At 62.3% G+C, this 12,184-nt stretch carries 10 protein-coding genes; 3 read left to right on the top strand and 7 right to left on the bottom strand.

Annotation, left to right across the window (positions count from 1 at the left end; genetic code table 11):
- Window positions 1-57: 57 nt before the first annotated feature.
- A complete protein-coding gene (locus B9A31_RS01570; RefSeq protein WP_016712618.1) occupies window positions 58-462 on the bottom strand; it encodes a flagellar basal body-associated protein FliL in 405 nt (134 codons plus the stop codon).
- Between the two features lie 169 nt (window positions 463-631).
- Between B9A31_RS01570 and B9A31_RS01565 the strand changes: the two genes are divergently transcribed.
- A complete protein-coding gene (locus B9A31_RS01565) occupies window positions 632-1,609 on the top strand; it encodes an NADPH:quinone oxidoreductase family protein (RefSeq protein WP_025752133.1) in 978 nt (325 codons plus the stop codon).
- Window positions 1,610-1,641: 32 nt separating this feature from the next.
- On the opposite strand, the gene B9A31_RS01560 is transcribed toward B9A31_RS01565, so the two are convergent.
- The 5 genes from B9A31_RS01560 to trxA form a co-directional block, all read right to left on the bottom strand.
- A complete protein-coding gene (locus B9A31_RS01560) occupies window positions 1,642-2,292 on the bottom strand; it encodes a gamma-glutamylcyclotransferase (protein WP_027609986.1) in 651 nt (216 codons plus the stop codon).
- Window positions 2,293-2,538: 246 nt separating this feature from the next.
- On the bottom strand, window positions 2,539-3,507 hold the full coding sequence (locus B9A31_RS01555; protein ID WP_084296611.1) for a CDP-6-deoxy-delta-3,4-glucoseen reductase: 969 nt from the start codon (window positions 3,505-3,507) through the stop codon (window positions 2,539-2,541).
- Complete coding sequence (ubiD, locus tag B9A31_RS01550; protein WP_016489755.1) at window positions 3,507-4,973, bottom strand: 4-hydroxy-3-polyprenylbenzoate decarboxylase; 1,467 nt, start codon at window positions 4,971-4,973, stop codon at window positions 3,507-3,509. Before ubiD ends, B9A31_RS01555 begins: the two co-directional genes overlap by 1 nt.
- A gap of 122 nt (window positions 4,974-5,095) precedes the next feature.
- Window positions 5,096-6,355, bottom strand: coding sequence for a transcription termination factor Rho (gene rho / locus B9A31_RS01545; RefSeq protein ID WP_003253661.1), 1,260 nt, complete (start codon window positions 6,353-6,355; stop codon window positions 5,096-5,098).
- A 227-nt stretch (window positions 6,356-6,582) separates the two neighbouring features.
- Complete coding sequence (trxA, locus tag B9A31_RS01540; RefSeq protein ID WP_016712622.1) at window positions 6,583-6,909, bottom strand: thioredoxin TrxA; 327 nt, start codon at window positions 6,907-6,909, stop codon at window positions 6,583-6,585.
- 256 nt (window positions 6,910-7,165) lie between these two features.
- Between trxA and ppx the strand changes: the two genes are divergently transcribed.
- Window positions 7,166-8,668, top strand: a complete 1,503-nt coding sequence (ppx, locus tag B9A31_RS01535) for an exopolyphosphatase (RefSeq protein WP_016712623.1) — start codon at window positions 7,166-7,168, stop codon at window positions 8,666-8,668.
- On the opposite strand, the gene ppk1 is transcribed toward ppx, so the two are convergent.
- Complete coding sequence (ppk1, locus tag B9A31_RS01530; protein ID WP_016712624.1) at window positions 8,655-10,904, bottom strand: polyphosphate kinase 1; 2,250 nt, start codon at window positions 10,902-10,904, stop codon at window positions 8,655-8,657. The two genes, ppx and ppk1, sit on opposite strands and share 14 nt — an antisense overlap.
- 213 nt (window positions 10,905-11,117) lie before the next feature.
- Between ppk1 and B9A31_RS01525 the strand changes: the two genes are divergently transcribed.
- A complete protein-coding gene (locus tag B9A31_RS01525) occupies window positions 11,118-11,762 on the top strand; it encodes a DedA family protein (RefSeq protein WP_161751315.1) in 645 nt (214 codons plus the stop codon).
- Window positions 11,763-12,184 lie beyond the last annotated feature (422 nt).

Raw genomic sequence — 12,184 nt, 5'->3', positions numbered from 1 at the left:
TAACGCAGGCACCGTGGAGGCATCTGTGGGAGCGGACACGCCCGCTCCCACAATTGATCACTGCACGATCAGGTTGTTGAACAGCAAGTCTTCAACAATCGGCTTGCCCTCTTCTGCTTCCAGCACCTGCTGCACCTGCTTCAGCGCCTCCTGGCGCAGATGTTCCTTGGCTTCGACGTTGCTCATGCTGTCCACCGTCTGCTGGGTGAACAGTGCCACCAGCTGGTTGCGGATCAGCGGTTCATGGTGCTGCACCGCCTTGGCGGCTTCATCGCCCGTCACGCGTAGAGCCACATCGGCCTTGTACACACGCAGCCGTGGGCCGCCGTCGAGGGCATAGTTGCCGACAAAGGGCGGGCTCAGGCTGATGTAGGCGACCTTGGGCGCCCCTTCCTTGGCCTCTTCGGCCATGGCCGCAGCCGGCAGCAGCAGCGCCAATACCATCAAGATCCACGCTTTCACGAATTCGCTCCTCAATACAGTTGGCGCCAGCTTACCCAGCACACCGCTCAAACCCAAGCCCGGGCTTGTGCCGGCACTTATGCCTGCACATCAGGGCGGGCCATGCTCGTTGACCCGGCAGGTGGCCCTCCTACACTTATCGGCCACTACCCGCAAAGGAATAGCCCCGATGAAAGCTGTGTTGTGCAAAACCTTGGGCCCGGCGCGCAACCTGGTGCTGGAAGACGTGGCCAGCCCGCTGCCGAAGAAGAACGAGATCCTGCTGGATGTGCAGGCCGCCGGGGTCAACTTCCCCGACACCCTGATCATCGAAGGCAAGTACCAGTTCCAGCCGCCGCTGCCATTCTCGCCGGGTGGCGAAGCAGCGGGCGTGGTGGCTGCGGTCGGAGAAAAGGCCGGTGCGTTCAAGGTGGGTGACCGGGTCATGGCGCTGACCGGCTGGGGCGCGTTCGCCGAACAGGTGGCGGTGCCGTTCTACAACGTACTGCCGATCCCGGCGAGCATGGACTTCACCACCGCTGCGGCATTCGGCATGACCTACGGCACCTCCATGCACGCCCTGCGCCAGCGTGGCCAACTGCAAGCCGGTGAAACCCTGCTGGTGTTGGGCGCTTCCGGCGGTGTTGGGCTGGCGGCAGTGGAAATCGGCAAGGCCATGGGTGCACGGGTGATCGCGGCGGCCAGCAGTGCCGAGAAACTGGCCGTGGCCAAGGCGGCCGGGGCGGATGAGCTGATCGACTATAGCCAGGCCAGCCTGCGCGACGAGATCAAGCGGCTGACCGGTGGCCAGGGTGTGGATGTCATCTACGACCCGGTCGGTGGTGAGCTGTTCGAGCAGGCCGTGCGGGGGCTAGCCTGGAATGGCCGGCTGCTGGTGGTGGGCTTTGCCAGCGGGTCCATCCCGCAGTTGGCGGCCAACCTGGTGTTGCTCAAGGGCGCGGCAGTGCTGGGGGTGTTCTGGGGGGCGTTTGCACAGCGCCAGCCGGAAGACAATACGGCTAACTTCAAGCAGCTGTTTGCCTGGCATGCCGAGGGCAAGTTGAAACCGCTGGTGTCGCAGACTTATCCACTGGCTGAGGCTGGGGCTGCCATCGAGAAGTTGGGGCAGCGGCAGGCTGTGGGTAAGTTGGTGGTGCAGATGCACTGATTATTCTGGGGCCGCACAGCGGCCCCAAAAGCTCAGACTTCCCGCAGGTTATGACAGCGTCGGAACCGCGCCTCCAGGTTACGATCGGGCATCTGGTGGCTGCGCAAGGCATTCAACGTCTGCTCCACGTAGTCCCGCGTTGTGCCGTAACGCCCCTTGGCACTGGCCAGAATCTGGCTGAGCAAGGTATCTGGCAAGTTTCCCGCATAGCACGGCAAATGCCGCTCCAGCACAAAGCCTAAAGCCTGCACCTTGCTACCATCGCCCAGCCGGCAGGTGAGCCAGTGCGGTCGGTACGCCGGGTACGGCATCTCGCGCTGCCACAGGGCCATCAGCGACTCGTCCAGGTTGCTTTCATCCAGCCGGTAGGCAAAGCCGCTACAGGAACCGCCACGGTCCAGGCCAAACACCAGCCCGGGAGTTTCCGGGGTACCGCGGTGTTCGTGCGACCACAGGTACAAGCCCCGATGGTAACCGTGCACCCGCGCGCGCTGGCGTTCTACCGAATTGCACTCCGGCCGCCAGATCAACGAACCATAGGCAAACAACCACACGGGCCCACCCTGATGGCGCGACATGGTCATCTTCATCGAGTTGAACAACTGGTCGTGAGTATGTTGCTGACCAAAGTCGAGTGCCGGAGGATATGAAACTTCCCAGGACATACTTTCAAGTGCCGACATAAGCTGCCGCCATTATCCCTGTGAACTACGGATGTAGCGAGATTCGATTACGCAGCGGCCCAAGGCCTCTATACCAAGGGCGCTTGCAGTAACCATAGGCCAGAACGGCAGGAATACTCAAGCCCTCGCGTCAGTGTTTCATGCGCGGTTCCGACGACTGGGGAGTACTGTTTCAACAGCGGTGAAAGTTATTAGCCAAGGCGGTAACAATTACCGCCTTATACCCACACTTTCAAACTTCGGTTATTAACCGCGCGGTGCGTAGGCAAACACATCCGCACGCATGCGGTGTGCATCCATGCCGGCTTCGACCAGGGCGTCGAGGGTGGCGTAGATCATGTTTGGGGAACCACTGGCATACACATGCACGGTGTTGAGGTCGACGATGTCCTCGCAAACCGCCTCGTGCAACATGCCGCAACGGCCTTCCCAGCCGCACAGGTCGCTGACAACCTGATGCAGGAACAGGTTGGGCAGACGCTGCCATTCATCCCAGTGCTCGATCTGGTAGAAGTCTTCGGGCCTGCGCACGCCCCAGTACAGGTGCACTGGGTGCTTGAAGCCCTTGGCCCGGCAATGCTCCACCAGGCTGTGCATCTGGCCCATGCCGGTACCCGCGGCGATCAGCACCAGCGGCCCATCCGGCAGCTCGGCCAGATGAGTGTCGCCGAACGGCATTTCGATGCGCGCCAAACCGTCACGCTTGAGTTGCTCGATCAGTTGCAGCGCACTGGGCTCACGCGCCAGCACATGCAGCTCCAGCTCACGACCGGCGTGAGGCGCGGAGGCCAGCGAGAAGGCCGCCTGCTTGCCGTCCTCGCGCTCGATCATCAGGTACTGCCCGGCGTGGTAACGCGGTGGCTTGCCGGCTGGCGCGCGCAAACGCACCCGCCACACGTCGCCACCGACGTCGACGCACTCACTGACGCTGCACGCCAGCTTGCGCACTGGCAGCTCGCCCAGGGCGAGCACACCGTCCCAGAGCAACACACAGTCCTCCAGCGGTTCGGCAATGCAGGTGAACAACTCCCCATGGTCGCGGACTTCGCCGTCCTGCCGTACCCGGCCTTCGACCAACAACGCGGCGCAGACATGGCAATTGCCATTGCGGCAGCTGTTCGGGCAGTCATAGCCCAGCCGCCGCGCTCCATCCAGGATCCGTTCCCCGGGTTCGAGCGCCAGCACCGCCCCGGACGGCTGCAACGTTACCTGCATCAATCTATTCCCAACTGATCCCACAGCTCATCGATACGGCGGGTGACGGCTTCGTCCTTGACGATGACCCGTCCCCATTCGCGTGTAGTCTCGCCCGGCCACTTGTGCGTGGCGTCCAGGCCCATCTTCGACCCCAGCCCCGATACCGGCGACGCGAAGTCCAGGTAGTCGATCGGCGTGTTGTCGATCATCACCGTATCACGCTTGGGGTCCATGCGCGTGGTAATGGCCCAGATCACATCGTTCCAGTCACGGGCGTTGATATCGTCATCGGTCACAATAACGAACTTGGTGTACATGAACTGTCGCAGGAACGACCACACACCCAGCATCACGCGCTTGGCGTGGCCTGGGTACTGCTTCTTCATGGTCACCACCGCCATACGGTACGAGCAGCCTTCCGGCGGCAGGTAGAAGTCGGTGATTTCCGGGAACTGCTTCTGCAGGATCGGCACGAACACTTCGTTCAACGCCACACCGAGGATTGCCGGCTCATCTGGCGGCCGACCGGTGTAGGTGCTGTGGTAGATCGGCTTTTGCCGGTGAGTGATGCGCTCGACTGTGAACACCGGGAAGCTGTCCACTTCGTTGTAGTAGCCGGTGTGGTCGCCGTACGGGCCTTCCGGGGCCATTTCGCCCGGGTGAATCACACCCTCCAGGATGATTTCGGCGGTGGCCGGCACCTGAAGGTTGCTGCCACGGCATTTGACCAGCTCGGTGCGGTTACCGCGCAGCAGGCCAGCGAAGGCGTACTCGGAGAGGGTGTCCGGTACCGGGGTCACGGCACCAAGGATGGTCGCCGGGTCAGCGCCCAGCGCCACGGCAACCGGGAACGGCTGGCCGGGGTTTTTCTCGCACCACTCGCGGTAGTCGAGGGCGCCACCACGGTGGCTGAGCCAGCGCATGATGACCTTGTTGCGGCCAATGACCTGCTGGCGGTAGATGCCCAGGTTCTGGCGGTCCTTGTTCGGGCCACGGGTAACGGTAAGGCCCCAGGTGATCAGCGGCGCCACGTCGCCGGGCCAGCAGTGCTGGATCGGCAGCGCGCCGAGGTCGACATCGTCACCTTCGACCACCACTTCCTGGCACACCGCGTCCTTGACCACCTTCGGCGCCATCGACACGACCTTCTTGAAGATCGGCAGCTTGGACCAGGCATCCTTCAGGCCCTTCGGCGGCTCGGGTTCCTTGAGGAACGCCAGCAACTTGCCGATCTCGCGCAGTTCGTCGACCGACTCGGCGCCCATGCCCATGGCCACGCGCTCTGGCGTACCGAACAGGTTACCGAGTACCGGGATGTCGAAGCCGGTGGGCTTTTCGAACAGCAACGCCGGGCCCTTGGCACGCAAGGTGCGGTCGCAGACCTCGGTCATTTCCAGAACGGGGGAAATCGGAACCTGGATGCGCTTGAGTTCGCCGCGCTGCTCCAGGCCACGGATGAAGTCGCGCAAGTCGCGATACTGCATGCATGAGCCTCGTGTTGGCCGTATCGGTCGGGGTGCAGAGTGTAGCGCCGATAGGGCCGCAATAGCCAAAGTACAGATAGCAAAAAGCCGGGTTTCCCCGGCTTTTGCGTGGTACGACGATCTTACTTGCGCTTCATCGACAAGAAGAACTCGTCGTTGGTCTTGGTCTGCTTGAGCTTGTCGACCAGGAACTCGATGGCGGCGATTTCGTCCATCGGGTGCAGCAGCTTGCGCAGGATCCACATGCGCTGCAGTTCGTCGTCGGCGGTCAGCAACTCTTCGCGGCGGGTACCGGAACGGTTGATGTTGATGGCCGGGAACACGCGCTTCTCGGCGATGCGGCGGTCCAGTGGCAGCTCCATGTTACCGGTGCCCTTGAACTCTTCGTAGATCACTTCGTCCATCTTCGAGCCGGTTTCGACCAGCGCGGTGGCGATAATGGTCAGCGAGCCGCCTTCCTCGATGTTACGCGCAGCACCAAAGAAGCGCTTCGGCTTCTCCAGGGCGTGGGCGTCGACACCACCGGTCAGCACCTTGCCGGAGCTCGGGATCACGGTGTTGTAGGCACGCGCCAGACGGGTGATGGAGTCCAGCAGGATGACCACGTCCTTCTTGTGCTCGACCAGGCGCTTGGCCTTTTCGATCACCATTTCGGCAACCTGCACGTGGCGGGTTGGCGGCTCGTCGAAGGTGGAGGCAACCACTTCGCCGCGCACGGTGCGCTGCATTTCGGTCACTTCTTCCGGGCGCTCGTCGATCAGCAGGACGATCAGGTGGCACTCGGGGTTGTTACGGGTGATGTTGGCCGCGATGTTCTGCAGCATGATCGTCTTGCCCGCTTTTGGCGGAGCAACGATCAGGCCACGCTGGCCTTTGCCGATCGGGGCGCACAGGTCGATGACGCGACCGGTCAGGTCTTCGGTGGAGCCGTTACCGGCCTCCATCTTCAGGCGCTTGTTCGGGAACAGCGGCGTCAGGTTTTCGAACAGGATCTTGTTCTTCGCGTTTTCCGGGCGGTCGAAGTTGATGGTGTCGACCTTCAGCAGGGCGAAGTAACGCTCCCCTTCCTTAGGTGGGCGGATCTTGCCGACGATGGTGTCGCCGGTACGCAGGTTGAAACGGCGGATCTGGCTAGGCGAGACGTAGATATCGTCTGGGCCGGCCAGGTAGGACGCATCAGCCGAACGCAGGAAACCGAAACCATCCTGGAGAATCTCCAGCACGCCGTCACCCGAGATCTCTTCGCCGCTTTTCGCGTGCTTCTTCAGCAGGGCGAAAATCACGTCCTGTTTGCGCGAACGGGCCATGTTTTCGATGCCCATCTGTTCGGCCATTTCCAAAAGATCGGTAATCGGCTTTTGCTTGAGTTCAGTCAGGTTCATAAGGGGAGTGACGTAATCATGTAAGAAGGGAGAATTAAGCTTCTGGCTTAATGAGGCCGCGCCGCTAGATGGCGACAGGATCGCGTACTGATTCGAATTAGGGATGCTTCGGCGACGGCGTGTAGAGGGCACTGGAAAAGCAGTGCGAGGCCGAATGTAACACTTGCTTTTTTCTGCGTCTAGTGCTCTGAAAAAGAAAAGCCCCGCATTTGCGGGGCCTTTTCACATCACAGGTGGGCGTCAAGGAACGCGGCCAGCTGCGATTTGGACAGAGCGCCAACCTTGGTGGCTTCGACGTTGCCGTTCTTGAACAGCATCAGCGTCGGGATACCACGCACGCCGTGCTTGGCCGGGGTTTCCTGGTTCTCGTCGATGTTCAGCTTGGCGACGGTCAGTTTGCCCTCGTAGGTGGCAGCGATGTCGTCCAGAACCGGAGCGATCATCTTGCATGGGCCGCACCATTCAGCCCAGTAGTCAACCAGCACCGGGCCTTGAGCCTGCAGTACGTCGGCGTCGAAGCTGGCGTCGGTGACGTGTTTGATTTTGTCGCTCATGGAAATCTCCAAGGTCGTAAGCAATAAAAAACGTTGCCCATCATAGCCGCCCCTGCCGTCTACAGGAAGCTGCGGACGATTGAGTGTAACTATAGTTGTGCAAGACGCCGCGAATCGAAACTGTCATACAGCCGTCATAGAATCGAATGGCACATTGCCTTGCATCAAGGCCAGCACACCGGCTGCGTGTCACGCGTTGGCGACAGCCTGCTATCGTGGCACGATTGCCGGGTTAACGACCGAGAACAACCAGATCATGCCGCATACCATCGCGAAGAACCTGTCCCTGATCGCTGCCATCGACCTTGGCTCCAACAGTTTCCATATGGTCGTGGCCAAGGCCCACCATACCGAAATCCGCATTCTCGAGCGGCTGGGCGAGAAGGTTCAGCTGGCCGCCGGCATCGGCGAGGACCGCCTGCTTAGCGAAGAAGCCATGGAGCGGGGCCTCGAATGCCTCAAGCGCTTCGCACAGCTGATCAACGGCATGCCGGCCGGCGCCGTGCGTATCGTCGGTACCAACGCCCTGCGCGAAGCGCGCAACCGTAATGCATTCATCCAGCGCGCCGAGGCCATTCTCGGCCACCCGGTGGAGGTCATCTCCGGCCGTGAAGAGGCGCGCCTGATCTATCTGGGCGTATCGCACACCTTGGCCGACACCCCTGGCAAACGCCTGGTGGCCGACATTGGCGGCGGCAGTACCGAATTCATCATCGGCCAGCGCTTCGAACCGCTGCTGCGCGAAAGCCTGCAGATGGGCTGCGTCAGCTTCACCCAGCGCTACTTCCGCGACGGCAAGATCACCCCGGCGCGTTATGCACAGGCCTACACCGCTGCACGCCTGGAGCTGATGAGCATCGAACACGCCCTGCACCGCCTGACCTGGGACGAGGCCATCGGCTCGTCCGGCACCATCCGTGCCATCGGCGCCGCCATCAAGGCCGGCGGCCTGGGCAATGGCGAGGTCAACGCTGAAGGCCTGGCCTGGGTCAAACGCAAGCTGTTCAAACTGGGCGAGGTCGACAAGATCGACTTCGACGGCGTCAAACCGGACCGCCGCACCATCTTCCCGGCGGGCCTGGCGATTCTGGAAGCGATCTTCGACGCCCTGGAGCTGCAGCGCATGGACCACTGCGACGGCGCACTGCGCGAAGGGGTGCTGTTCGACCTGCTCGGCCGCCACCACCATGAAGACGTGCGCGAGCGCACGTTGAACTCGCTGATGGAGCGCTACCATGTGGACCAAGGCCAGGCCGCGCGCGTCGAGCGCAAGGCGTTGCACGCCTTCGACCAAGTGGCCGATGCCTGGGACCTGAAAGACGGAAACTGGCGCGATCTGCTTGGCTGGGCGGCTAAAGTGCACGAAATAGGCCTGGATATCGCCCACTACCACTACCACAAGCACGGCGCCTACCTGATCGAGCACTCGGACCTGTCGGGCTTTTCCCGCGAGGACCAGCAGATGATGGCCCTGCTGGTGCGCGGCCACCGCCGCAACATCCCCAAGGACAAGTTCGCCGAACTGGGTGAAGAAGGCGTCAAGCTGCTACGCCTGTGCGTGCTGCTGCGCTTCGCCATCCTGTTCCACCACATCCGTGGCAACCAGCAGATGCCGAAAGTTCAGCTCAAGGCTGCCGATGACAGCCTCGATGTCGCCTTCCCGGAAGGCTGGCTGGAACAGAACCAACTGACCCAGGCCGACTTCGCCAACGAGGCAGAGTGGCTGACCCGGGTCGGCTTCGTCCTCAGCGTACGTTGAGGACCGGGTTGCTCAGGCGCTCCAGCAGGGTTGCCTGGGCACTGCGCGGGTTCTGGTTGCCGGTTGGCGTGCTGCGCACGTAACGCCCGTCTGGCTGCAAGGTCCAGGCGTGGGTGTTGTCGGTCAGGTAGCCTTCCAGCTCCTTCTTCACCCGCAGCAAGAGCTTCTTGCCTTCCACCGGGAAGCAGGTCTCCACACGCTTGTCGAGGTTGCGCTCCATCCAGTCGGCGCTGGACAGGTAGATCTGCTCTTCGCCGCCATTGAGGAAGTAGAACACCCGCGTGTGCTCCAGGAAGCGGCCGATGATCGAGCGCACCTGGATGTTGTGCGAAACCCCCGGAATGCCTGGGCGCAAGCAGCACATGCCACGCACCACCAGGTCGATCTTCACCCCTGACTGGCTGGCCTTGTACAGTGCCTTGATGACCTTGGCATCGGTCAGCGAGTTGAACTTGGCAATGATGTGCGCCGGCTTGCCTTCAAGGGCAAACTGGGTTTCCCGCGCGATCATGTCGAGCATGCCCTTCTTCAGGGTGAACGGCGCGTGCAGCAGCTTTTTCATGCGCAGGGTCTTGCCCATACCGATCAACTGGCTGAACAGCTTGCCGACGTCTTCGGTGAGGGCATCGTCAGAGGTCAGCAGGCTGTAGTCGGTGTAGAGGCGGGCGTTGCCGGCGTGGTAGTTGCCGGTACCCAGGTGCGCATAACGCACGATCTCGCCCTGTTCGCGGCGCAGGATCAGCATCATCTTGGCGTGGGTCTTGAAGCCTACCACGCCGTAGATCACCACCGCACCGGCCGCTTGCAGGCGGCTGGCCATCTGCAGGTTGGACTCTTCGTCAAAGCGCGCGCGCAATTCGATCACCGCGGTGACCTCCTTGCCGTTACGCGCCGCGTCCACCAGCGCATCGACGATTTCCGAGTTGGCCCCGGAGCGGTAAAGGGTCTGGCGCACGGCAAGCACATGCGGGTCCTTGGCGGCCTGGCGCAGCAGGTCGATCACCGGGGTGAAGGACTCGAACGGGTGCATCAGCAGGATGTCCTGCTTGCCGATCACGCTGAAGATGTTGTCGGCGTTCTGCAGCAATTTGGGAATCGCCGGGGTGAACGGCGTGTATTGCAGCTCCGGGTGGCTGTCCAGACCGGTGATGCTGAACAGGCGGGTGAGGTTGACCGGGCCATTGACCTGGTACAGCTCGCTTTCGCTGAGGCTGAACTGCTTGAGCAGGTAGTCCGACAGGTGTTTCGGGCAGGTGTCGGCCACCTCCAGGCGCACGGCGTCGCCGTAACGGCGCGAGAACAGTTCGCCGCGCAGGGCGCGGGCCAGGTCGTCGACTTCTTCGGAGTCCAGCGCCAGGTCGGCGTTACGGGTGAGGCGGAACTGATAGCAGCCCTTCACCTTCATGCCCTGGAACAGGTCGTCGGCGTGCGCGTGGATCATCGACGACAGGAACACGTAGTTGGCGCCTGGGCCACCCACCTCCTCCGGCACGCGGATCACCCGCGGCAGCAGGCGTGGGGCCGGGATGATCGCCAGGCCTGAATCGCGACCGAAGGCGTCGACACCTTCAAGCTCGACGATGAAGTTGAGGCTCTTGTTCACCAGCAGCGGGAACGGGTGAGTCGGATCGAGGCCGATCGGGGTGATGATCGGGGCGATTTCGTCGCGGAAATAGCGGCGCACCCAGGTCTTGAGCTTGGGCGTCCAGTAACGACGGCGAATGAAGCGAATCTGGTGTTTTTCCAGCTCTGGCAACAGCACGTCGTTGAGGATCGCGTACTGGCGCTCTACCTCGATGTGCACCAGCTCGCTGATGCGCGCCAGCGCCTGGTGCGGCTGCAGGCCGTCGGCGCCAGCCTGCTCACGGGCGAAGTTGATCTGCTTCTTCAGGCCGGCGACGCGGATCTCGAAGAACTCGTCGAGGTTACTGGAGAAGATCAACAGGAACTTGAGGCGTTCGAGCAGCGGGTAGCTCTCGTCCAGCGCCTGTTCCAGCACGCGGATGTTGAACTGCAGCTGCGAGAGTTCGCGATGAATGTACAGGCTGCTGTCGTCCAGGCCAGGGACGGCGATCGCCGGGGCGGGCGCGGGGGCGGGCACCGGGGCCACAGGCTCGGCCACCTGCTCCGCTACCGGCTCGGGCGCAGGCGGCAGGTCTGGCGGGGTCTGCACCATCTCTTCTGGGAGCTCCTGGGCATCCTTGATCGCGACAGGGGTGAGCACTTCGTTATTCATCTGGCGTTCCTGAGGACGTTAACGCCCTATCATCAATTGAGCGGCAAGATAAGCGCCCATTATGACGCCTGTGTTACACACCAGGGCAAGCCATGGCGCGTGGCTTCTGGCATTGTCTGAGTAGGGATTGTTCATGTCGAGACACATTTGGACACTTTCACGAACGCGCGCGAAGGGGTAGGCTGCGCGTTCATTTCGCCAGCACCTCAGAAAATGCTTCAACAATTCCTGCAGGATTTCGGCTACTTCGCCCTTTTTCTAGGCACCTTCTTCGAAGGCGAGACCATCCTGGTGCTTGCGGGATTCCTTGCGTTCCGCGGTTACATGGACATCAACCTGGTGTGCCTGGTGGCCTTCTTCGGCAGCTACGCCGGCGACCAGCTGTGGTATTTCATGGGCCGCCGCCACGGGCGCAGGATCCTGGCGCGCAAGCCGCGTTGGCAGGCCATGGGTGACCGGGCGCTGGACCACATCCGGCGCCACCCCGATATCTGGGTGCTGAGTTTCCGCTTCGTTTATGGCCTGCGCACCGTCATGCCGGTGGCCATTGGCCTGTCGGGCTACCCGCCGCGCCGCTACTTGCTGCTGAACGGCATTGGTGCAGCCATCTGGGCAATAGCCTTGGGCGCCGCTGCCTACCACTTCGGCGCCATTCTCGAAGGCCTGCTGGGCAACGTGAAGCGTTACGAGCTATGGGTGCTCGGTGGCCTGCTGGCGCTGGGTGGCCTGCTATGGCTGCGCCGGCGCTTCCGCACCCTGCGTGCGGAGCGCAAGGCGGCGGGCCAGGCCCAGGCCCCAGAGGCTGAGCAGGCTGTAAGCCACGAGCAGAAACCAGGCCAGCGGCGCGACCGCCGTTAAACCCAAAGCGCCGGCCAGGTACAATGCAGGCGCATTCAACAGCAGCCGCGCCAGCTCCAGGCGCGCAGCCCAGCGCCGGTTTTCCAGCAACGCCCCCAATACGAACAGACCAAACGCCATCAGCGACCAGCCGAGCACCAGCGCGGCGGCCGGCACACGGTCGGCCACGTCCATCAAGTAGCTGCCCAAGGCCACATAAACCACAAACTGCGCCGCCACGTAGGCTTGTTGCGCACGGCCCAAGGCAATCTCGAACTTGCGAAACAACGCCAGGTCCTGCTTGGCCTGCGGGTAGCGCGCAGCCACATCGGCCGGGCGCCAGCCGGTGGGCATGAACCAGATGCGCAGCTTGTCCCACAGGCTTGTGGTGCGCCTGGCGTCATGCCAGAGCTGGGCATAGAACTGCAGGTTGGCCCACAGCG

The sequence above is a fragment of the Pseudomonas sp. URIL14HWK12:I5 genome (genome assembly GCF_900176445.1).
Taxonomy (GTDB): domain Bacteria; phylum Pseudomonadota; class Gammaproteobacteria; order Pseudomonadales; family Pseudomonadaceae; genus Aquipseudomonas; species Aquipseudomonas monteilii.
Note: the sequence above shows the minus strand (reverse complement) of the source record. Positions and strands in the feature narration are given on the sequence as shown.

Excerpts from the sequence above, each read along its gene's own strand:
- ppx (WP_016712623.1), top strand. The coding sequence starts at position 7,166 with ATGCCGCATACCATCGCGAAGAACCTGTCCCTGATCGCTGCCATCGAC.
- B9A31_RS01555 (WP_084296611.1), bottom strand. The coding sequence starts at position 3,507 with ATGCAGGTAACGTTGCAGCCGTCCGGGGCGGTGCTGGCGCTCGAACCC.
- B9A31_RS01525 (WP_161751315.1), top strand. The coding sequence starts at position 11,118 with ATGCTTCAACAATTCCTGCAGGATTTCGGCTACTTCGCCCTTTTTCTA.
- ppk1 (WP_016712624.1), bottom strand. The coding sequence starts at position 10,904 with ATGAATAACGAAGTGCTCACCCCTGTCGCGATCAAGGATGCCCAGGAG.
- B9A31_RS01560 (WP_027609986.1), bottom strand. The coding sequence starts at position 2,292 with ATGTCGGCACTTGAAAGTATGTCCTGGGAAGTTTCATATCCTCCGGCA.
- B9A31_RS01565 (WP_025752133.1), top strand. The coding sequence starts at position 632 with ATGAAAGCTGTGTTGTGCAAAACCTTGGGCCCGGCGCGCAACCTGGTG.
- ubiD (WP_016489755.1), bottom strand. The coding sequence starts at position 4,973 with ATGCAGTATCGCGACTTGCGCGACTTCATCCGTGGCCTGGAGCAGCGC.
- rho (WP_003253661.1), bottom strand. The coding sequence starts at position 6,355 with ATGAACCTGACTGAACTCAAGCAAAAGCCGATTACCGATCTTTTGGAA.
- trxA (WP_016712622.1), bottom strand. The coding sequence starts at position 6,909 with ATGAGCGACAAAATCAAACACGTCACCGACGCCAGCTTCGACGCCGAC.